This is a genomic window from Vibrio mediterranei (assembly GCF_013364395.1).
In the GTDB taxonomy this organism is placed as follows: Bacteria; Pseudomonadota; Gammaproteobacteria; order Enterobacterales; family Vibrionaceae; genus Vibrio; species Vibrio mediterranei.
The window spans coordinates 105,128-125,907 of record NZ_JABXGK010000004.1; the positions used below are offsets into that span (position 1 = coordinate 105,128).

Below are 20,780 nucleotides of genomic sequence, written 5' to 3' on the forward strand. Positions count from 1 at the left end.
ATGTGCGTGTTATACTAGTAACAAAGCAACTGGCAATGTCACAAGACCATACGTTGCAAGCAAAGGATACTTTTTCATGTTAAATAACAAAACCGTGCTGATTACTGGTGGCACAGGCTCATTCGGAAAACAATTCATCAAAACGATTCTTGAACGTTATGAGGATGTAAAGAAGATCATTATCTTCTCAAGAGATGAACTGAAGCAGTTCGAGCTTAAGCAGCAATATCCTCACAAAGATTTTCCTCAGCTGCGCTTCTTTATCGGTGACGTTCGTGATCGAAACCGCATGATTCAGGCGTGTGAAGGCGTGGATGTGATTATTCACGCAGCAGCAATCAAACAGGTAGATACAGCAGAGTACAACCCTACAGAATGTATTCGAACTAACGTTGATGGCGCGGAAAACGTGATTCAGGCAGCCCTGCAATGTGGCGTTCATGATGTTGTGGCACTCTCCACTGACAAAGCATGTGCTCCGATTAATCTATATGGCGCGACTAAGCTTGCCTCTGATAAATTGTTCACTGCAGCCAATAACATTAAGGGCTCTAAAGACATCCGTTTCAGCGTGGTACGCTACGGCAACGTCATGGGCTCAAGAGGCTCTGTTATCCCATTCTTCCTGAAGAAGAAAGAAGAAGGCCTGTTACCTATCACTCATGAAGAGATGACTCGATTCAACATCTCTTTGCAAGACGGTGTGAACATGGTGATGTACGCGTTGGAACACCACCTTGGCGGCGAGATTTTTGTACCGAAGATCCCTTCTTACAAGATCATGGATATTGCCGAAGCAGTAGCACCTGAGTGCAAAACGAAAGTTGTCGGTATTCGTCCTGGAGAAAAGCTCCATGAAGAAATGATCACCGATACTGATTCTCTCAACACCATTGACTTGGGTAAGTACTACGCCATTCTGCCCTCTGTATCATTTACATATACTGAGGAAGAGTACTTGAATCACCACAAAGCTGAGAAAGTACCGTTTGGTTTCAAATACAACTCAGGAACCAATACCGAGTGGGAAACCATTGAAGGGTTGCGTGCACTGATCAAAGAGCATGTTGATCCAAACTTTATAGTGTGAGAAGTAACGTGATTCCATACGGCAAACAAGAGATTACTCAACAAGATATCGACGCTGTTGTTGACGTTCTTAACTCTGACTTTTTGACTCAAGGACCAAAGGTACCCGAGTTCGAGTCAATGCTTACAGCTCATACCGGCGCGGCGCACGCATTGGCAGTCAACAGCGCGACCTCTGCTTTGCACATCGCTTGTCTGGCTTTAGGCTTAGGTGAGGGTGACTGGTTGTGGACCTCGCCTGTCACCTTTGTCGCATCAGCAAACTGTGGCCTGTACTGCAGTGCCAAGGTTGACTTCGTCGATATCAACCCAAAAACCTACAACATGTGTCCCGAGAAGCTTGAGCAGAAGCTGATTCAGGCAAAAGCTGAAGGCAAGCTGCCAAAAGTGGTGGTTCCAGTGCACCTATGCGGTCAGCCTTGTGACATGAAAGCCATTGGCAAACTTGCCAAAGAATATGGTTTCAAAGTGATTGAAGACGCTTCTCATGCGATTGGTGGAAAGTATCTCGGTAAGCCTATTGGAAACTGTGAGTACTCGGATATCACGGTGTTTAGCTTCCACCCAGTAAAAATCGTGACGACAGCCGAAGGTGGTGCGGCACTGACCAATAGCCAAACACTCGCGGATAAAATGGCACTGTTACGTAGCCACGGTATCACACGAGATCCTGCAATGATGCAGGGAGAATCGCATGGTGCATGGTACTACCAGCAGATAGATTTGGGTTTTAACTATCGAATGACTGAATTGCAAGCTGCATTGGGTGTCACCCAAATGCAGCGTTTGACGCAATTTGTCGCGGCTCGTCATAACTTGGCCTCTCGATACAATGCGTTATTAGAAGCTTTACCCGTTGTGCGCCCGTATCAGTTAGAGGATACCTACTCTGGTCTGCACCTGTACGTTATCCGTTTGAAGCTTGATGAGATCACTCTGACTCACCAACAAGTATTCAATGCATTACGTGAGCAAGGCATTGGGGTCAACTTGCATTATATTCCGGTACATACTCAGCCATATTATCAACAAATGGGCTTTGCCATCGGTGATTTCCCTGAATCTGAGCGCTACTATCAAGAAGCTATTTCGTTACCAATGTTTCATGGTATGACTGATAGTCAGCAAGATACCGTTGTTGCCATCTTGACTGAGATTTTAGCGAGCTAGCACATGAAAATTGCCATTATCCCAGCGAGAGGCGGAAGCAAAAGAATACCGCGCAAAAACATTAAGTTATTTCACGGTAAGCCCATGATAGCCTACTCAATTGAAGCCGCGTTGAGTTCAGGCTGCTTTGATAAAGTCATTGTGTCGACAGATGATCAGGAAATCGCTGAAGTTGCTAAGCAGTGTGGTGCTGAGGTTCCTTTTATTCGTCCAGATGACATATCTGATGATCATGCGACTACAATCGACGTCATCCATCATGCTATTCAATGGTATGAGCATCAGCAGGTCGAGGTTGACCACGTCTGTTGTTTATATGCGACAGCACCATTTGTTACCGCTAAGGACTTAAAACAGGGGTATCAAAAACTGGTATCCGATAAGAGAGTTGAGTTCGTATTCAGCGCGACATCTTTTCCTTTCCCGATTCAACGAGCTATCAAACTCTCGACATCTGGTGCAGTAACAATGTTTGCACCTGAAAATGAGTTGGTACGCTCTCAAGATTTGGAGGAAGCATATCACGATGCAGGGCAATTCTACTGGGGGAAAAAATCGGCTTTTCTTGAAAGGAAATCCTTCTTCTCACCCCACTCTAGAGTCGTTCTACTTCCAAGGCAAAGAGTGCAAGACATTGATACCGATGAAGACTGGCATTTTGCAGAAACGTTATATTCATTGATAGAAAAATCGTGATGAAAAAAGTCGTTTTTAGGACTGACGCTTCGATTTGGATAGGTAGCGGACACGTTATGAGGTGCTTGGTACTTGCTACTTCTCTGAGGGAGCATAATTATCAAGTCAGTTTCGCTTGCTTACCACAAAAAGGCGACATGATAAGCTACATTCAAAGCCGTGGATTTGATGTTATTAAGCTCACACCACCCAAGGTTCCTGTTGTCCCAAGCAGTGACAAAGACTACATTGCTTGGCTACAACGCACACCAGAAGAGGATGCGAACGATTTCTTGCGTTCTGTGGAAGATGCCCAATGGGTAATTAGCGATCACTACGCTATCGACAAGGTTTGGCAAAAAATCGTTCGTTCTCGACAGAAAAGCCTACTAATGAGTATTGACGACTTAGTTAGAGTCCATTCTGCCGACCTAATCATAGATCAAACCCTAGGAAGGAAAGCGTCAGACTATCAGTCTAAAGGCACAGTATTAGCCGGCAGCAATTATGCACTTTTAGATGAGAAATTCTCACAGCTACACCCTTCTGGTAAAAATAGAATAAAGCCTGAAAAGGCTCCCAAAGTCCTAGTTTCTATGGGTGGAATTGACGCGCCGAATGCTTCACTCAAAGTTCTAGAAGCCTTAAACGGGGAGGTAAATGCCAGTTTCACCGTGCTGTTAAGTAACCGCTCTCCAAATTATCAGCGTCTGCGAGATTGGTGTCAGGGTCGCGATAAAGTAACTCACATTGATTTTTCCGAAAATATGGCAGATCTGATGTTAGAGCATGATATTGCTATTGGGGCGCCCGGTAGTACTAGTTGGGAGAGAGCTTGTTTAGGTCTGCCAAGTATTGTCATTCCTCTTGCAGACAACCAGAAAGAGATATGTGCTCAATTGGTAAATCAAGGTGTCGCATTACAAGTCAATTTAGAGAATATTGAATCTGACCTCCTCAATACATACGAACAACTTCTTACTAAGTGGACCTCGTTACACCAAGCAAGCCTCCAGATTTGCGACGGTAAAGGTGTTTATAGAGTGACCGAAAAAATACTTGAGTTAGATTATGAAAATAGCCATTGTCTGTAGCAGCAACACACACCCCGTTTTTCCTTATTTGGAGTCATGGGTAGCGAACAATGCTACCAATCACCAAATTGAGCTGGTAACCAACATCAGCGAACTTAGCGGCTCTGGGGATATTCTATTCTTGGTATCCTGCTCTGAAATTGTGCACAAACAGACAAGGGAACTATTTCGCTATACGCTTGTGCTTCACGCGAGTGACTTACCTCAAGGTCGTGGCTGGAGCCCTCATATATGGGAAATAGTTAATGGCTGTAATGAGCTAACCCTTTCTCTTCTAAACGCCGAAGACGGAGTCGATACTGGTGACGTTTGGCAGAAAATAAGCATTCCATTGTCTGGTCATGAATTGTTTGATGAGATTAATCACAAGCTTTTTTCAGCAGAAATTGAACTTATATCATGGGCATGCGAGCACATAGATCAAAGTAATGCCACGGCTCAGTCAGAGAATGTCGAATCCTGCTACTATAGAAAAAGAACGCCAGAAGATAGCCAACTAGACGCCGACGCTTCTATTCGCTCTCAATTCAACTTGCTTAGAGTATGTGACCCTGAGCGATTTCCGGCATACGTTATAATCAATAACATCAAATACTACGTCCGATTGGAGAAAGATAATGAGCAATGAGCATATTCAGATTGAAGGACGTAAGATTGGTCCTAATTTCGAGCCATATATAATCGCTGAGCTGTCAGCAAACCACAATGGCGATATCAATAACGCATTCAAGATTATTGAAGAAGCCAAGAAGGCTGGAGCGGATGCAATTAAGCTACAAACTTATCGCCCTGACACAATAACTATCAATTGTGACAAAGAAGACTTCCAAATTCACGGAGGCTTATGGGATGGCCGTTCTCTATATGAGCTCTACGAATGGGCGCATACGCCATGGGAATGGCATCAAGCTCTGTTTGAGAAAGCGAAGGAGATCGGAATCACGATATTTAGCTCGCCGTTTGACTTCACCGCCGTGGACTTGCTGGAAGAGCTGGGAGCTCCTGCTTATAAAATTGCCTCCTTCGAACTTGTTGATCATGCGTTGATAGCGCGCGTAGCTAAAACTGGTAAGCCGATGATCATGTCCACAGGAATGGCAAACGAAGAAGAGATACATGAGGCCATTACCGTGGCAAAAAGCAATGGGTGTAGTGACCTGGTAGTTCTTCATTGTGTGAGCGGGTACCCTGCTCCAGCCGAGCAGTATAACTTAAGAACCATTGCAGATATGCAAGAACGCTTCGGTGTTCTCTCAGGTCTCTCCGATCATACAATTGATAATGCAACTGCCGTGGCTTCTATTTCTTTAGGTGCATGCTTGATAGAGAAGCATGTGACTTTAGATCGAAACGGTGGTGGTCCAGATGATAGCTTCTCTCTTGAACCCTCAGAATTGAAAGCGCTTTGCCATGATACTAAAACCGCCTGGGCTGCACTTGGCAAGGTAAACTATGAACGCACAGAAGCAGAAAAAGGCAATGTGAAGTTTCGCCGCTCTCTTTATGTCGTGAAGGATGTGAAAGCAGGGGAGCCTCTAACCTCCAATAATATTCGTTCAATACGACCTGGTTATGGGCTGCCTCCTAAATACTTAAAAGACGTCATAGGCAAAGTTGCAGATGTAGATCTTGTTAGAGGTACACCCCTAACAATTGAACACTTGAAGAACATGTAGTGAATACCAGAAAGACAGTATCAAAGCATATGAAAATTTATGTGATCAACTTGAAACGTAGTACTGATAGACGTCAACGCGTGCTTGATAACCTTGGCAATTTAAAGGTGCCGTTCGCATTTTTTGATGCTATCGATGGTAGAAATGCCCTCCCTGATGATCTAGAGCCTTTACTTGATCATAATCATCGAAAATGGTTTAGAAGTCGTCCTTTGTCACCAGGAGAGCGAGGTGTCTATGCCAGCCACTTTCGCCTTTGGCAAAAGTGTGTAGCGCTTAATGAACCAATAATTGTGATGGAAGATGATTTTCTGCCTACAGAATTTTTCACGTCTGCATTAACTATTGTGCCAAGTTTGATAGATAACGGGTATGAGTACCTTCGTCTAGAAGCACAAGATAAAGGTTTTTCACCGATAGAAAGCGATGGTTCATATCAAACCGTTCTTTGGCACGACAATTCTAAAGGAGCTCGAGCTTATGCAATATCTCCTTCTGGCGCCAAAAAGTTGATAGACGGTAACCGTAGGTGGCTATGTGCAGTGGATAATCAAATAGGTGAGTCCTATCGAACCAAGCTTGTCTGTGCAGGCTTGTTACCCTATGCCGTATACAATCCTGCCGACTTTGAAACCACTATTCAAACTGGCGGAAAAACAAAGGTTAAAATTATTTTCAAATTAACTCGTGAATTGTATCGCTTCTATAGGTTCATTCGACAAGTAATCTGGAATCAGGTTGGATTAAGTCAGTTAAAAAAAAGCAAGACACATGATTCCTAATAGAGCTATACAACGTCAGAACGTTTCGATGAAAATTCTTGTAATTGGTCCTTCTTGGGTCGGCGATATGGTTATGTCTCAAAGCCTTTATATTCGCCTCAAAGAGCTTTATCCAAATGCCAGTATTGATGTACTGGCTCCTGCTTGGTGTAAACCTATCTTGGAGAGGATGCCGCAAGTAAATAGAGCAATAGAAATGCCTATCGGCCATGGTTCTTTTGACCTCACAGGGCGCTGGAAACTAGGTCGCAAGTTGAAGGGTGAACGGTATACCCATGCATTTGTTTTACCCAACTCTGCCAAATCTGCACTGATTCCCGTTTTCGCTGGTATCCCGAAGCGCATTGGCTGGAAAGGAGAAATGCGCTACGGCCTCCTCAACGACTTACGCCCTGATAAGCGGGTGTTTCAATACTACGTAGAACGCTTTGTCGCGCTCGCGTCGACGAAAGAGACCATGCTACAAGAGGTGAAGCTGTCGTCTTGCCCCCGTCCGGCATTTACTATCGACGCGTCCATTCAACAGCAGGCACTTGATAAATTCAGCCTGTCGACGTATCGAAAGGTCTACGGCATGTGTCCCGGAGCAGAATTTGGACCGGCTAAACGTTGGCCAGATGCACACTATGCTAAGGTTGCACAATCCCTGATTGAAGAGGGTCATCAGGTCTGGTTGTTCGGTTCACAAAAAGACAAACAGGTGACCGAGAGCATACGAAAAGCACTGCCCCCTGAAGCGATGCAATATTGTCATAATTTGGCAGGAAGCACCTCATTAACCGAAGCAGTTGATCTGTTGGCGGCATGCGATACGGTTATCAGCAACGACTCTGGGTTAATGCATGTCTCAGCGGCAGTGGGCTGCAACATTGTGGCTATTTATGGCTCAAGTTCACCGGACTATACGCCACCACTCAGCGACAACGTGAAAATAATCCATACTGACATTGAGTGTCGCCCTTGCTTTAAGCGTGAATGCCCTCTTGGGCACTTGAAATGTTTGGTGGACTTGCCACCAAAGTGGATTCTGGACGCAATCCATCAACTAAACTCAAAAGAGAATTTGCAATGAAATACTACTGGTGTGAGCGCGGCGGCTATATCTCGAAGAAGGCCGAGCAATATCTACACAACGATTTTTCACCAGAGAAAGTCAAAAATATCACCGTCATTCGTCAAGCAGCACTGGGTGACTTAGTGATCGTGCGTCCATTTCTGACCGAAGCCAGACGATTTTTCCCGAACGCTAAAATTACCCTAGTCGGTGTATCTAACTACCAGTATGGCATGCCGTCTGATCTAGCTGACGAAACCATTTTTGTATCCGGCCGAGAGAAAAAGGCTGAGATGACACTGAAAAAGAAGTATCAGGAATTCTCTCAACTTTCTGAGCAAGATATTATTTTTGACTTGGCGGGTACCGCGCGTTCTTACTGGATGATGGCACTAAGCAAGGCAAAGTTGAAATTTGGCTTTCCCTACAAACCATACTTGAATGGCACTCTCTACAACATCTCCGTATTTCGTTCGGATTATCAGCCTGAAGTGGAGTGTATGTTAGATATGTTGAAAATGCTGGGGCACGCTCCACAGAGACCTCTGGATTTTGCCTACCCAAGTAATTTAGATGTCGTAGAATCAACAGAGGATAAACCGCAAATACTTTACTTCAATGGCGCTTCTACTAAGTCAAAAATTTTGTCTGAGCAACAAATGAAACAGCTACTCGAGAGCGCGGTTAAGGAACTTCCTGATTATGAACATGTCTATCTGGAAGGCAAAAACGATTTTGAAAAAGGCGATTTTGTCCGTCACCTGGAAACGCATGACAACTTTAAAATTCAGCCCTGTTTGCCTTTGGATGAGCTCGTCAGTTACGTTTCTAAAGCGATATTGGTAGTGGCTCCGGATACAGGTGTGAGAAATATTGCAGTCTCAACACATACACCAACCGTTGGTATTTTTTATTCGACCGTACCATTTCGCTATACACCCCTCGACGGACGCCATAATATTGTTATGAATGCCAATGGTGATATTCCGTCGAATCAACAGATTATCGACGCTGTTAAACACGCTCTATAGGTTACTTATGTCAAACTCCGAGCCCATTATCTCTGTAGTATGCCCATGTTATAACGAACAGGCCGTACTAACTATTTTCATGGAACGAATTTCATCGGTCCTACAAGACACCGGGTACAGCTACGAAGTCATTTTAATTAATGATGGCAGTAAAGACGACACCTTAAGTGTGATGGAATCTTTAAGAGAACAAGATCATCACGTTCGAACAGTAAACCTGTCTCGTAACTTTGGTAAAGAGGCCGCGCTGACTGCAGGACTGGATTTGGCTCGCGGAGAAGTCATCATTCCAATTGATGCCGACTTGCAAGACCCTCCTGAATTGATTCATGATTTTCTACGCGAATGGAATAAGGGGTTTGATGTTGTAGTGGCTAAACGAGTCGATCGCAGCACGGATTCATGGGCGAAAAAACTCTCTGCCGAGCTATTTTATAAGTTTCATAACGCGGTGGCACACGTGGAGATCCCAGAAAATGTTGGAGATTTTCGCTTAATCAACAGACGAGTTCTCAAGGCAATTCAGTTGTTACCTGAAAACCAGCGCTTCATGAAAGGGATTTTTTCTTGGGTGGGTTTCAAAACAGCGGTTGTCGAATATAAACGTGAGTCACGCGAAGCCGGAGAGACCAGTTTTAATGGGTGGAAGCTGTGGAACTTTGCACTAGATGGCATCACCAGTTTTAGTACTGCGCCGCTGCGTATTTGGCTGTATATTGGCAGTGTCATTTCAGCGTTTGCCTTTTTGTATCTTAGCATCACGGTCATTAAGACGCTGATCTTTGGTATCGACTCTCCTGGTTATGCGTCTTTGATTACCGTCATTCTATTTTTGGGTGGAGTGCAGTTAATAGGCATTGGTGTGCTTGGTGAATATGTAGGCAGACTCTACATGGAATCTAAGCGTCGGCCTAGCTATATTGTTGAGAGTGACAAGTACCAAGACGCCCCTGAAGAGAAGCAAAATGACTGATCTCCTTAACCGATTACTACAATATCGGATAGTAAGATTCATTTTGACAGGTGGTATGGCAACGGCAATTCACATTGCTGTTGCCTTTCTGTTTCTTCACTTTATTCAAGACAATGTGCTCTACGCCAATGTTTGTGGTTTTACTATTGCGTTCTTTTTTTCTTACTTTGCTCAGACGCTCATTGTATTCAAGAACAAAGTAAACTGGGGGAATGCGGTTAGATTTTTCACTGTTCAATTTGCTTCACTGATGGTAGCACAAAGCATTAGTGCGCTATTCAGTGATGTTAACAGTTATATTAGAGTATTGATTGTAGTGGTGATATTGCCCATCATTACCTATCTTGTTCATAAAATCTGGACTTTTTCAGAGCCAAACGATACCGCCACTAAAAAATAATCTCTAGAGTGATCTTATGCTGTCAAAAAAATTCCTAGAAAAACATTTTTCAACCCTTTATTTAATAGGTTTTGGGGTTGGTTTAGCCTTTGCGTTCATTTATGCCAACAATCAAATCATTGCGGGCGATCAAATACAAATGCTGCACAAAGGCTACTTGGCGGCTTACTCCGGAATCTGGACTAACTTTGGCAATGCCGCTAGTGCTGTCGGCAGCGTACCGGGCTCACTAACAACCTGGTTGGTGGCAGGACCTTTATTGCTCTGGGACTCACCTTGGGCCCCAGTAGTTTTGCTATTTGCTCTGCGCATTTTGTCACTTTTCCTTTTAGACTCGGTGATTAAGCAAGTTTTCAATAAGCCAATGCGTCTGGCATTGTTAGCACTTTATTGGCTAAATCCATGGCTGCTGTACGATAGCCTGCTCTATAACCCATCTTATTTGTGCTTCTTTGCCGCTTTGCATCTTTGGAGCGCCTTCAAGATGCGCGAAGGTGGCAACACGTTCTCGTATACCTTCCTGCACATCCTGTCTATCGGCTTAGCAATGCAGCTTCATTATTCCTGGCCTGTGCTGGCTGTACTTTCTCTCTATCTACTATATCGAGGTATGGGGAAAGTCTCGTGGTTAGGTTTGGCAGCAGCCATACTGGCACTTGGACTGTCGTTGATTCCGTATCTACTAGAGTACATGGTTAATGAGCAGCTAAGCCGTGAAAGCGATCGCTATATTGGCTACGGGCTTGTTCACGTCTACCCTGTGCTCAAAGCATTGCTATATTGGTTCCGCTACGCCTCTCTGCTTTTTTCGAATAAGGTAATTGCATATAGTGAGTTTGATTGGCTCACCAGTATCGAGTGGTTAAGAATGACCGCTTTATACGCCTGGAAAGGTCTCATTTTTATTATTGGCGGACTCAGTGTGCTGATTTCAATAAAAGCGAATTGGGACTGGTGGCAACAAATCAAAAGTAAAATTAAACGCTCAACATCTACAGAAGTCCTTTCTGACAAGGCGTTATGGCTTAAACTGTATGCTTTTGGTGCCGTAATTGGGGTACTAGTCAGTGCGGGCTTGTCTCCGATTACGTTTTCTTATTGGCACTTGATCCTAGTCTACCCAATTGCCCTTATTCCAATGTTGTTCGCGGTGCAGAAGTGGAGCAACGAGAAGCCCCAGGTAATGAACAAGATTGCACCATTGTTCTGCGTTTATATTATTATGATCAACTTACTTGCCTCTCACGACAGCATTAAGTACTCATATAAGGTGAACTACGCCGACCAAGTAGAAGCGTTCCTGCAAGCAACGCCTGAAAAATACAACTTGCAAGAACATAGGTAGAGCAATGCTGCGTCAAGTCTATACGTTGTTGCTCTCTATCGTCAGCCCCTTTTTTCTATACGGTTTGTTCAAAAAGAAAAAGGATAAGCCGAGTGTTAGTGGACGATGGAAAGAACATTTTGGGTTTACGCCTGTTCTCTCAAACACTAGCTCTCAGCCTATATGGATTCATGCTGTCTCTGTCGGTGAAGTCATTGCAATATCTCCACTGATAAAAAGGCTCAAGAAAGCTCACCCGGAAACTGTTGTTGTATTGACCACAACAACACCAACAGGAGCAGAGCAAGCCTGTAAGTTAGGAGATATAATCGAGCATCGTTATATGCCGCTCGATTTTGGTTTTGCTGTGAAAGGATTCTTAAAAGCAATCCATCCAAGTCAACTTCTTATTGTAGAAACTGAGCTTTGGCCAAACACTCTACACTGGGTAGCAAAAAACGGCATCCCGATTACCATACTTAACGCCCGGCTTTCCGAGCGTTCTTGTCAACGCTATGCCAAGATTCAGCCTATTTTCAACCTGCTATCTAGCCGTATTTCAACCTTTCTCTGCCAACACCAAGATGACGCTGAGCGATTTATTCGTCTCGGCGTCCGACCAGAAAAAGTTAGTGTCACGGGCTCGCTTAAGTTTGATATTTCCGTTAATGAACGAGATATTGAAGCGGGTAAAAAACTACGACAACAGATGGCAGATCGCCCGGTGTGGATCGCTTCTAGCACTCATGAAGGAGAAGATGAGCTATTACTAGCTGTCCATAGAGAAATTCTAAGGCAGTTGCCTGAGGCTCTGATGATTCTGGTACCAAGACACCCAGAACGTTTTCAAAGCGTGCTTGATGCTATTAAAAAATACGGCTTCACGGTTACTAGACGAACGGAGAAGCAGCCTATCACTCCAAATACTGAGGTCTTTTTGGGCGATACCATGGGTGAAATGATGACTCTGCTGTCCGCATCTGATGTTTGCTTTATGGGAGGTAGTTTACTAGGTAACAAAGTAGGGGGGCACAATCTTTTGGAACCAGCTGCACTTGGTATCCCAATGATAACAGGGCCTAGTTATTTTAATTTCAAAGACATCACTGAACAATTAAATCAGCTTGGAGCATGCGATATCATAGACAATACAGCAACCGCTTCGACCAACATTCTAGCGCTAATGAAAGATCCATCACATAGAGCCCAAATTGGGGAAGTAGCAAAGAGCTTTGTTCAGTCTAACAAAGGGGCCATCGAACGGACATTAAGTGCTTTGTACCTATAAGCCTACCCGCAGCAATCGCGGTTACCCTTACTAATTGATATATTATGAAATGAGAGACAACACAGTGACAAAGTCTTATGACATCTTAGTGCGAAGTAATATTTTCTTTCTAATCGGATTGGCTTTATCTATCCCATCCTCTAAAGCTGGGATGAATATATTTCTATACCCTTACTTGCTAACTACTTTCGCACTTTACTTCAAAAATGAGATTCAACTAAACCGTTCACAGTCTCTTGTACTAAGATCTTCTACTTTAGTATTTGTCTTAGGCCTACTATTCTCCTTTTTTTCAAAAGGAACAATGCTTGATTCACTGGTATATATGCAGAAGTATTTATACTTACTTCTCCCTGCCGCCTTTTTGGTAACAGCCTATACGAAGCCAAAAGCAATATGGTGGTCCTTGACTGCCTTTCTATTAAGTATACTAGTTTGCATTTTTATCGACCTATACCTATTTGCCTTTGTTTATGACTTCTTTAGCGAACAGACGGTTAGGCTATGGGGACGTATCGGCTACAGCCGTTGGCCCGTAGTTCTGACAACTGGAATAACAATTTCATTAGTCTATATTCTGAGTAGCAAGCAGTTGCCAAAAACGGTTTTAGCTTTAGCATTTGTTGCACTATCAGTATTTGCCGCGGTACTTGCAGGAAGTAAAGGTGGCATTGTTTCTATTGCTATTATTTTATTTGGATTTTCGATAGTCATCATTAAAAGTAGCTGGAAATATATTTTCGTTATTTTATTGCTTACATTTTCAGTGTTTCAAATGGATACATTCCAAAGAGAGGTCGTTGATCGAGGCTTTTCAGCAGAATCGATTCAGGGCGAGTCGATTCAAGCTCGAGTTGTCATGATTAAAACTGCGTGGGAGTTGTCCAAAATTAATGCATCTGAAGATAAACAATACCTACTCTTTGGTGGTGGCTTAGACAAGCCTGAAATTGCATTTGAGAACACACTCAACTCACTCCCTAAAGAGCTACGTGAAAGCCTCACATTTGGCGGAAATAACTGGGGCTTTACGGACCTTCACAACAGCTATTTGGACCAAATATTTAAAAATGGGCTTGTTTTTTCTTTGTTATACGCCGCTTTACTCATGATATTGATCATACAAGGTTACCGGGCTGCTGAAGTATCCAATGAAAAATTCCGGTACTCCAGTTTTATGTTTGTGGTTACGATTTTTTCCTACATAATGTTTAACAGCTTTTACAGTAATTTTGCAGATTATGCTGTTTATTCGCAATTTTACTTCCTATCTTTTGTCCTAACGCTTCCTATTCTGTTAGCTTCATCCAATAAGCCATCAGTTCAATAGAGAAATAACGGCAGCTTAGTCTTTGTCTGAGACTAAGCTGCTGAAGACAAGAGTAAAACAATGTCGTTTTCGGTTACCTGTATATTAGCTTTGAGTATTTCTTTATGGAACGATCTCTTCAGTCGATCTAAATTAGATTGCTTCCAGTTGTCACCAGCCTGCTTACCACACTTATCAAAATCAATAATCCAAACCTTCTCCTGATTATCAATCAGAATATTGTGGATATTGAGATCAGTGTGGTTCACCTGAGCTTGATGCATCTTACGAATTTCTTTACCAATCTTTCGATACATTGACTCTGGTAACACCTTCTCCTGCAAAATAGAAACAAGATCTCGAGCATTGGGGATTTTTTCACTCAGCAAGTCAGCTTTGTAATAAATGCCCATTTTAGTTGCCTGTGCAGCGATCGGTCTTGGCACATTGACCCCAGCTTTAATCAAGGTTTGAAGCAATTGAAACTCTTGATAGCTGCGAGTTTTGTCCCAGCTCGAAAACCAATACTGGTCTTTCACCAATTTACCGAACAAGCCTCCACGGCGATAATGACGTAGTGCCCCCTCGATAGTTTGTGTTTCTACAAACCACGTTGTTCCACGCCCTTGAGCGCTGCCAGTGACTCGGTTATTTTCTTGCCAATATTGGGGGTCAAACACCTTTTCGATCGGTTCCTTCAGCAAGCTTTCATCAAACCAGTAAGTTGTGTTGTTGTTTTTAACTGTTTTCAATTTCTTGCTCCAATATAAGGGGGCTACATGAAGGTGGAGAGTCATTTTCCATCCATCTGATTTTACATTCATTCCGCCCCCCTGCATAATCTTTACATCTGACTCTAGCTTTGCGATTTTATGGCACTTTTTGATACCCCACCTCAATCCATATGTATTTTGCGTCTGTCTGCCATTGGTGATGTCTGTAATACCATTGCAGCCGTGCAAGCCATTCAGGCCTATTGGCCTGAGACTAAAATCACTTGGATTACTGGTAAGCTTGAGGCTCGGTTGTTAGAGAGCATTACTGGTATCAAGGTTGTTGTATTTGATAAAAAAACTGGTTGGCAAGGCTACAAGCATCTTTGGCAGCAATTGAAAGGACAGCAATTTGACGCTCTGTTACACATGCAATACGCATTTCGCGCTAGCATTGCGACATTAGGCATCAAGGCAAAATATAAGCTTGGTTTTGATGGAGAGCGTGCGCAAGACTTTCAAGGGCTATTTACTAATGTAAAAGTTCCTTCCCCGAGAAAAATGCACGTTCTTGATGGGCTAATGGCTTTTACCGAAACGCTGGGAATACTAGCCACAGAACCTACATGGCAACTTCAATACTCTGAGGGAGATCATGCTTGGGCTAAGCAATATGTTGCTGATAAGCGCAATTTGGTCATCGTGCCCGCGGCAAGTAAAGGCTATAAGAACTGGACCGCCGACGGCTATGTGGATGTGATTGAACATGCGATACAGCTAGGCTGGAATATACTACTCGCGGGAAGCCCTGCTCAGATCGAAATTGAGCTTAGTGAAAAGATTGAGAAAAGTCTCTCATCGCCTATTACTAATCTGGTTGGTAAAAGTAGCTTGCTCCAAATGCTTGCCCTTCTTGATCTAGCCGATTTAGTTATTGCACCAGACACTGGTCCTACTCATATGGCTAACGCCATGGGAACTCCAGTTATAGGCCTGTATGCTCACCATAACCCAAAGCGTACTGGGCCATATAATTATCAGGATTATGTAGTGTCTGTATATGAAGAGGCGATTTTAGCTGAGACGGGGAAACCAAGTGCAGAGCTTAGTTGGCGCGCTCGAGTTAAGGATAAAAAAGCAATGCAGCGAATTTCGTCAGATAACGTGATTGAAATGTTCGATCGGGTTATCGAGGCGGAAAGACTAGGTTAATCCAAGGGGTAAATCCACCGTCATCCCCTTGAAAAATGGGATCTCATGAAGCGCACTGTGGAGTTGAGTACGCTTTAATTACTAGGCCGTTATTCACGTATAGTCACTCGCTTTGGGAGATCCTCACTTTCGTGAGGATGACGAGATAATTGGGGACGGCGAAAATTTACGAATTACATTACCCCTCTATAATAACCGGGGGTACAAACCAAGGACCATTACCGTGACCAAACCAACACTTGCTGTCGCAATGATTGTAAAAAACGAATCCAAGCACCTACGTGCCTGTCTCGAGTCTGTGCAAGGCTGGGTGGATGAAATCGTCATTATGGATTCTGGTAGTACTGATGATACCGCGGAAATAGCAGCGGAGTTCGGTGCGAAGTTTCATGCAAACCCTGAGTGGCCGGGGTTTGGACCACAACGACGCTTGGCACAAAGTCATGTAGAGTCAGACTTTGTATTCTGGCTTGATGCCGATGAGCGAGTTACTCCTGAACTTAAGCACAGTATTGTAGAGGCTGTAGAAAAGAACCTACCTTCCACTATCTACCAATTTGCCCGCCTTAGTTGGGTATTTGGGCGCTTTATTAAGCATTGCGGTTGGTATCCTGACAAAGTATTGCGTCTTTATCCAACCAAACTAACTCAATACGATGATTCTTTGGTTCACGAAAAAGTTGAAACGAATGGCGACATGCAAGTTGAGACGTTGAAAGGTGACTTAATCCACTACACCTACGATGATATCCATCATTATTTAGTCAAATCTGCTGGCTACGCAAAAGCTTGGGCAGAACAGCGAGAGAAACGTGGAAAACGCTCAAGTATCTCTCAAGGGATCATTCATGCTATTGCTTGCTTTGTAAAAATGTACATTATTAAAGCTGGATTCTTGGATGGTAAGCAGGGCTTTTTGTTATCAATTTTGTCAGCGCACTCCACCTTTGTGAAATACGCTGACTTGTGGGTTAGGACAAGTACTCAGCCGCCCAAGGATTAAGCTCCGCTGCTACCTGAACTAAATCAATGCGAGTCATATTCTCTTGGCTCGCTTTGTCCTCAGCTTTTGGTGGACAGAAAGCAATGTGCCTGCCATCTGAATTCAAAGGCTTCCAACGCAGCGGTGTTGCTGAACGCTTAGCGGGGAAAAAACCAACAGTTGGAACATCTAAAGCCGCCGCGATATGTAATGGACCTGTCGAACCAGCAACAAACAAGCTTGCACATGCGAGTGAGCATGAAAAATCCACCAGCCCGTCATTCTTATCATAAACCACACTGCGAATATCGTTGCTCGCAAGCAGTTGTTGCAGCACTCTTGCCTTGTCTTGTTCTCCGGGCCCAGCAGTCAGCACGATTTCAGCACTATGTTTGATACCTGCAATCAACTCGCAATATTGTTCTAAAGATAGATTATTGGCTGAGCCACCACTTCCAGCATGTACGTAGATCCATGGTTTAGCTTTATTTAGTTCTAGTTGAGAAGAGAGCTTTTCTTTTTGCTTAGCTAACGCATCAAGGGAGAAAGAGAAATATGGTGCGCGAGGCTCGACAATATCGATTTTTTGGTCTTTTAAAAATGCTCGAATTAGATCTAGGTTATATTCGTATTCTGGCTTAGCACTTTGCGAGCGCTTTTGTTTGATGCGTTTGTTGTAGAAGATTTGCGCTAACTTAGTTGCAGGGGCGAGTCGGTATGGGATTTTTGCTTTCCAAACCAATAAAGCGTTATATGTCGTTGAGAATAAATTAATCGATGCATCGAATTTCGCACCTTTTAAGGTATTTACGAGTGTTGCCTGAGTGTGTTTATCCGCCTTTTCTCCACAATCAATAATCACTTCATCAATCCACGGACATGCTTTCGCTAAAGCGACAGTATAACTGGGTACAAGCGCAGTAATGCGGCATTCCGGCATAGACGCTTTTAGCATAGCGAAGCTCGGCCAAGCCAACATAAAATCACCGATTTTATCGTTTCGAACTACCAGAATGTTTTTCATGTGATCTTTCTCTTTTATCTCGTATACCTAGCAACTCAGGATAATAGCAAGTCATTGGATTAATGATAACTGTTGCATGCCTGTTTGTTCGCATCTATAAAATGTTACACTGAACAAAATTTCTTACTAGAGCAAACATTGTGACCCAAAAGCGTTTATCTCGAGTTATCTACCCGGGTACATTTGACCCTATCACCAATGGCCACCTTGATCTTATTGAACGAGCGGCCACTATGTTTGATGAAGTGATCATAGCGATTGCAGCAAGTCCAAGTAAGAACACCATGTTTACGCTGGATGAACGTGTAGAATTCGCTCGCGAGGTCACCAAGCATTTAGAAAATGTTTCAGCCAAAGGGTTTTCTGGACTACTGGTGAATTTTGCTGAAGAACAGAAGGCCAATGTACTTATTCGTGGTTTACGAACCACTGTCGATTTTGAGTATGAATTCGGGTTGACCAATATGTACCGACGCTTGCTACCCGGTTTAGAGAGTGTGTTTCTAACTCCGGCAGAAGAGCATGCCTTTATTTCTTCAACCTTAGTTCGAGAAGTCGCCATCCATGGCGGTGATGTTAGTCAGTTTGTACCACCTTTAATTGAAAAGGCACTTCAAACTAAAAAAGTCGTCTAACTGTGGAACTTTGTTTATAAAATTACACTCCCTAACAATAGATTGATTGCCAATTTATTGACCTACACTTAAAGAATGTGTGAGACTTCGTGAGTTTTTATTTGGCAGGATGATATAGCTATCATCCTGTTTTGGTTTGTAACAGAGACCCTGTTATCTTTTTTGGCGACAAGTTGGAGCTAACAAAATGATGAATAAAGAGCGAACGCTGTGGACCTTGCTAATTGGTGCGTTGCTCATCCGCCTACTTTCTCTTGGACTTTATCCTCTTATGGATACAACCGAGTCACGTTATGGAGAAATGGCGAGAATGATGGTGGAAACCGGAAACTGGTTAACACCTCTGTTTGATTATGGGGTGCCTTTCTGGGGCAAACCGCCGCTATTCACTTGGATGAGTGCGGCAAGTGTCGAGCTATTTGGCTTGTCTGAGTTTACTTTACGTCTTCCACACTGGATGGCCGGAGTATTAGTGGTATGGGCAGCGGCATGGTTCGCGAAAAAGAATGGTTATAACCCGCTTGTCACTGCGGTTGTGTTATCGACGACGCTCATTTTCTCCATCTCTGCAGGTGCAGTGATGACAGACATGGCCCTTACCGTGGGTCTAACACTAGCGATGATTGGCTTCTATCAATGCTGGCGTGGTGAGACTCTATGGGGCTACGTTGGCTTTGCAGGTCTCGCTATTGGCTTACTGGCTAAAGGACCAGTAGCCATCGTCTTATTTGGTATCGCGGTCTTCCCATGGATGGTGGTTCAGCATGGCATTATCGGTGCGTTTGTTGAACTTTGGCGTCGTTTCCCGCTCATCAAAGGCACCTTGTTAATGCTTGCCATTGCCCTACCTTGGTACATTATGGCTGAACGCGCTACACCTGGCTTTATCGATTACTTTATCGTTGGCGAACACTATAAGCGTTTTGTTGAGCCTGGCTGGACAGGTGACCTATACGGGTCTGGTCATGAAGAGCCCAAAGGAAAAATCTGGTTCTTCTGGCTATTGGCAGTATTACCATGGTCAATCATTCTGCCTATTTTGATGCTAGTTCGCGCCAAATTTGGTTGGGAGCAAGCAAAGCAGAATCACGGTTTTACCAGTTTTGCAATTTGGTGGACGTTGTCTCCGTTGATTCTATTTACTATGTCGAGCAATATCTTGCCAACCTATGTTCTCCCAGGCACACCAGCTATCGGTATTTTGTTGGCCATTTTCTGGAAGAAGAAGGACACCATTTGGTTTGCCATTGCATCACTGATTGTTCCAGTGGCGCTGATTGCAGCAACTTATATGCTCGCTACAGGTAAGATTGCTGATAACAGTGATAAGGCGATCTTTGAAACTATCGATCCTAATGTCCGTACTTTCTACGTCTACCCTAGATCATACTCAGGCCAGTACTACAGTAACGGTCAAGCTAAGGTGTTTGAGTCGGATGACCAAGTGAAAGGGTTAAACGAGTTCTACATCATCTCGTACAAAGATAGACAGCGTGACTTTATTCCATTTAAGGAAAAGTACGACTGTAGCAAGCAAGCTGTAGCCGAGAGTCACGATAGAATGGCGTTACTTTGTAAAATAAAGCCAAGTAACTAAAAAATAAAAGGGTCGGTATGCAAGCATACCGACCCTTTTTTAACTTTGCTAATAGTTAGATACCGTACTCTGCACGATACGCTTTCACTGCCTCTAAGTGCTCAGCGTTATCACCTTTCTCTTCAAGGAAAGCTACAAGGTCAGTTAAGCTTACAATCGAAATGACCGCACAGCCGAAGTCACGTTCTACTTCTTGAATCGCTGATAGCTGGCCTTTACCCTTTTCTTGACGGTCAATAGCAACAAGTACGCCTGCTAGATCCGCGCCATTAGCTTTAATGATTTCCATCGACTCGCGAATCGCTGTACCGGCGGTAATCACATCATCAACCAACATAATGCGGCCTTCTAATGGGCTGCCAACCAAATTACCACCCTCACCATGGTCTTTTGCTTCTTTACGGTTGAAGCAGTAAGGAGTGTCCACATTGTGGTGGTCAGCCAGCGCAACCGCTGTCGTTGTCGCAATAGGGATGCCTTTATATGCAGGGCCAAACAGCACGTCATAATCAATGCCAGAATCTGCTAACGCTGCTGCATAGAAGCGACCTAGACGTGCAAGGTCACGGCCAGTATTGAAAAGCCCAGCGTTAAAGAAATAAGGGCTTTTACGACCAGATTTAAGGGTAAATTCGCCAAATTTTAGAACTTCTTTTTCTAGTGCAAATTCAATAAATTCACGCTGGTATGCTTTCATTTTTTCTCTCTCGGTTGTTGTGTTTAGGTATGCCATTGTCATACCTGATTTAGAC

Annotated in this window: 21 protein-coding genes; 18 read left to right on the plus strand and 3 right to left on the minus strand. The window is 43.7% G+C overall.

Annotation, left to right across the window (positions count from 1 at the left end; translation table 11 throughout):
* The first annotated feature begins 76 nt into the window (after positions 1 to 76).
* The 14 genes from pseB to HOP38_RS15230 all read left to right on the plus strand — a co-directional run bounded on the left by pseB (position 77) and on the right by HOP38_RS15230 (position 13,886).
* Positions 77 to 1,090, plus strand: a complete 1,014-nt coding sequence (gene pseB / locus HOP38_RS15165; RefSeq protein WP_198558411.1) for a UDP-N-acetylglucosamine 4,6-dehydratase (inverting) — start codon at positions 77 to 79, stop codon at positions 1,088 to 1,090.
* Entirely contained in the window at positions 1,087 to 2,259 is a 1,173-nt protein-coding gene (pseC, locus tag HOP38_RS15170; RefSeq protein ID WP_198558412.1) for a UDP-4-amino-4,6-dideoxy-N-acetyl-beta-L-altrosamine transaminase, read from the plus strand. The genes pseB and pseC overlap by 4 nt, the downstream gene beginning before the upstream one ends.
* 3 nt (positions 2,260 to 2,262) lie before the next feature.
* Positions 2,263 to 2,955, plus strand: coding sequence for a pseudaminic acid cytidylyltransferase (pseF, locus tag HOP38_RS15175; protein ID WP_198558413.1), 693 nt, complete (start codon positions 2,263 to 2,265; stop codon positions 2,953 to 2,955).
* Positions 2,955 to 4,028, plus strand: a complete 1,074-nt coding sequence (gene pseG, locus HOP38_RS15180) for a UDP-2,4-diacetamido-2,4,6-trideoxy-beta-L-altropyranose hydrolase (RefSeq protein WP_198558414.1) — start codon at positions 2,955 to 2,957, stop codon at positions 4,026 to 4,028. The genes pseF and pseG overlap by 1 nt, the downstream gene beginning before the upstream one ends.
* Positions 4,006 to 4,656: a formyltransferase family protein gene (locus HOP38_RS15185; RefSeq protein ID WP_198558415.1), complete on the plus strand. Its 651-nt coding sequence runs from the start codon at positions 4,006 to 4,008 to the stop codon at positions 4,654 to 4,656. Before pseG ends, HOP38_RS15185 begins: the two co-directional genes overlap by 23 nt.
* Positions 4,646 to 5,704 carry a pseudaminic acid synthase gene (gene pseI / locus HOP38_RS15190; RefSeq protein ID WP_198558416.1) on the plus strand — a complete coding sequence of 353 codons (1,059 nt, stop codon included), beginning with the start codon at positions 4,646 to 4,648 and terminating at the stop codon, positions 5,702 to 5,704. Before HOP38_RS15185 ends, pseI begins: the two co-directional genes overlap by 11 nt.
* Entirely contained in the window at positions 5,704 to 6,486 is a 783-nt protein-coding gene (locus tag HOP38_RS15195) for a glycosyltransferase family 25 protein (protein WP_242456546.1), read from the plus strand. The genes pseI and HOP38_RS15195 overlap by 1 nt, the downstream gene beginning before the upstream one ends.
* A 28-nt stretch (positions 6,487 to 6,514) precedes the next feature.
* Entirely contained in the window at positions 6,515 to 7,558 is a 1,044-nt protein-coding gene (waaF, locus tag HOP38_RS15200) for a lipopolysaccharide heptosyltransferase II (protein ID WP_198558417.1), read from the plus strand.
* Entirely contained in the window at positions 7,555 to 8,571 is a 1,017-nt protein-coding gene (locus HOP38_RS15205) for a glycosyltransferase family 9 protein (RefSeq protein ID WP_198558418.1), read from the plus strand. Before waaF ends, HOP38_RS15205 begins: the two co-directional genes overlap by 4 nt.
* A gap of 7 nt (positions 8,572 to 8,578) precedes the next feature.
* Complete coding sequence (locus HOP38_RS15210) at positions 8,579 to 9,544, plus strand: glycosyltransferase family 2 protein (RefSeq protein ID WP_198558419.1); 966 nt, start codon at positions 8,579 to 8,581, stop codon at positions 9,542 to 9,544.
* On the plus strand, positions 9,537 to 9,944 hold the full coding sequence (locus HOP38_RS15215; RefSeq protein ID WP_198558420.1) for a GtrA family protein: 408 nt from the start codon (positions 9,537 to 9,539) through the stop codon (positions 9,942 to 9,944). The genes HOP38_RS15210 and HOP38_RS15215 overlap by 8 nt, the downstream gene beginning before the upstream one ends.
* 16 nt (positions 9,945 to 9,960) lie before the next feature.
* On the plus strand, positions 9,961 to 11,289 hold the full coding sequence (locus HOP38_RS15220) for a hypothetical protein (protein WP_031494464.1): 1,329 nt from the start codon (positions 9,961 to 9,963) through the stop codon (positions 11,287 to 11,289).
* A gap of 4 nt (positions 11,290 to 11,293) precedes the next feature.
* The gene (gene waaA, locus HOP38_RS15225) at positions 11,294 to 12,556 is read left to right on the plus strand and encodes a lipid IV(A) 3-deoxy-D-manno-octulosonic acid transferase (RefSeq protein ID WP_198558421.1); all 1,263 of its coding nucleotides are present in this window, start codon (positions 11,294 to 11,296) and stop codon (positions 12,554 to 12,556) included.
* A 304-nt stretch (positions 12,557 to 12,860) separates the two neighbouring features.
* A complete protein-coding gene (locus tag HOP38_RS15230; protein ID WP_198558422.1) occupies positions 12,861 to 13,886 on the plus strand; it encodes an O-antigen ligase family protein in 1,026 nt (341 codons plus the stop codon).
* Between the two features lie 32 nt (positions 13,887 to 13,918).
* Here the strand turns inward: HOP38_RS15230 and HOP38_RS15235 are convergent, their stop codons facing one another.
* Positions 13,919 to 14,662, minus strand: coding sequence for a 3-deoxy-D-manno-octulosonic acid kinase (locus HOP38_RS15235; protein WP_242456547.1), 744 nt, complete (start codon positions 14,660 to 14,662; stop codon positions 13,919 to 13,921).
* Between the two features lie 75 nt (positions 14,663 to 14,737).
* On the opposite strand from HOP38_RS15235, the gene HOP38_RS15240 reads away from it, so the two are divergent.
* Positions 14,738 to 15,790, plus strand: a complete 1,053-nt coding sequence (locus tag HOP38_RS15240) for a glycosyltransferase family 9 protein (protein ID WP_198558424.1) — start codon at positions 14,738 to 14,740, stop codon at positions 15,788 to 15,790.
* Between the two features lie 217 nt (positions 15,791 to 16,007).
* Positions 16,008 to 16,793 (plus strand): glycosyltransferase family 2 protein, encoded by a 786-nt coding sequence (locus HOP38_RS15245; protein ID WP_031493551.1) that lies wholly within the window; start codon positions 16,008 to 16,010, stop codon positions 16,791 to 16,793.
* Here the strand turns inward: HOP38_RS15245 and HOP38_RS15250 are convergent.
* Positions 16,762 to 17,796, minus strand: a complete 1,035-nt coding sequence (locus HOP38_RS15250; protein ID WP_031493550.1) for a glycosyltransferase family 9 protein — start codon at positions 17,794 to 17,796, stop codon at positions 16,762 to 16,764. The two genes, HOP38_RS15245 and HOP38_RS15250, sit on opposite strands and share 32 nt — an antisense overlap.
* Positions 17,797 to 17,936: 140 nt before the next feature.
* On the opposite strand from HOP38_RS15250, the gene coaD reads away from it, so the two are divergent.
* Both coaD and HOP38_RS15260 read left to right on the plus strand, forming a co-directional pair.
* Positions 17,937 to 18,431, plus strand: coding sequence for a pantetheine-phosphate adenylyltransferase (coaD, locus tag HOP38_RS15255; protein ID WP_124940402.1), 495 nt, complete (start codon positions 17,937 to 17,939; stop codon positions 18,429 to 18,431).
* A 190-nt stretch (positions 18,432 to 18,621) separates the two neighbouring features.
* Positions 18,622 to 20,028 (plus strand): ArnT family glycosyltransferase, encoded by a 1,407-nt coding sequence (locus HOP38_RS15260; protein WP_242456548.1) that lies wholly within the window; start codon positions 18,622 to 18,624, stop codon positions 20,026 to 20,028.
* 55 nt (positions 20,029 to 20,083) lie between these two features.
* Here HOP38_RS15260 and pyrE read toward each other — a convergent pair whose 3' ends face one another.
* Positions 20,084 to 20,725, minus strand: a complete 642-nt coding sequence (gene pyrE, locus HOP38_RS15265; protein WP_198558426.1) for an orotate phosphoribosyltransferase — start codon at positions 20,723 to 20,725, stop codon at positions 20,084 to 20,086.
* Positions 20,726 to 20,780 lie beyond the last annotated feature (55 nt).

Coding starts and splice junctions, on each gene's coding strand:
- HOP38_RS15235 (WP_242456547.1), bottom strand. CDS start 14,662: ATGACTCTCCACCTTCATGTAGCCCCCTTATATTGGAGCAAGAAATTG.
- pyrE (WP_198558426.1), bottom strand. CDS start 20,725: ATGAAAGCATACCAGCGTGAATTTATTGAATTTGCACTAGAAAAAGAA.
- HOP38_RS15185 (WP_198558415.1), top strand. CDS start 4,006: ATGAAAATAGCCATTGTCTGTAGCAGCAACACACACCCCGTTTTTCCT.
- waaA (WP_198558421.1), top strand. CDS start 11,294: ATGCTGCGTCAAGTCTATACGTTGTTGCTCTCTATCGTCAGCCCCTTT.
- HOP38_RS15260 (WP_242456548.1), top strand. CDS start 18,622: ATGAATAAAGAGCGAACGCTGTGGACCTTGCTAATTGGTGCGTTGCTC.
- HOP38_RS15240 (WP_198558424.1), top strand. CDS start 14,738: ATGGCACTTTTTGATACCCCACCTCAATCCATATGTATTTTGCGTCTG.
- pseG (WP_198558414.1), top strand. CDS start 2,955: ATGAAAAAAGTCGTTTTTAGGACTGACGCTTCGATTTGGATAGGTAGC.
- pseF (WP_198558413.1), top strand. CDS start 2,263: ATGAAAATTGCCATTATCCCAGCGAGAGGCGGAAGCAAAAGAATACCG.
- pseI (WP_198558416.1), top strand. CDS start 4,646: ATGAGCAATGAGCATATTCAGATTGAAGGACGTAAGATTGGTCCTAAT.
- HOP38_RS15215 (WP_198558420.1), top strand. CDS start 9,537: ATGACTGATCTCCTTAACCGATTACTACAATATCGGATAGTAAGATTC.
- HOP38_RS15205 (WP_198558418.1), top strand. CDS start 7,555: ATGAAATACTACTGGTGTGAGCGCGGCGGCTATATCTCGAAGAAGGCC.
- HOP38_RS15250 (WP_031493550.1), bottom strand. CDS start 17,796: ATGAAAAACATTCTGGTAGTTCGAAACGATAAAATCGGTGATTTTATG.
- pseB (WP_198558411.1), top strand. CDS start 77: ATGTTAAATAACAAAACCGTGCTGATTACTGGTGGCACAGGCTCATTC.
- HOP38_RS15220 (WP_031494464.1), top strand. CDS start 9,961: ATGCTGTCAAAAAAATTCCTAGAAAAACATTTTTCAACCCTTTATTTA.
- waaF (WP_198558417.1), top strand. CDS start 6,515: ATGAAAATTCTTGTAATTGGTCCTTCTTGGGTCGGCGATATGGTTATG.
- HOP38_RS15210 (WP_198558419.1), top strand. CDS start 8,579: ATGTCAAACTCCGAGCCCATTATCTCTGTAGTATGCCCATGTTATAAC.
- HOP38_RS15230 (WP_198558422.1), top strand. CDS start 12,861: ATGCTTGATTCACTGGTATATATGCAGAAGTATTTATACTTACTTCTC.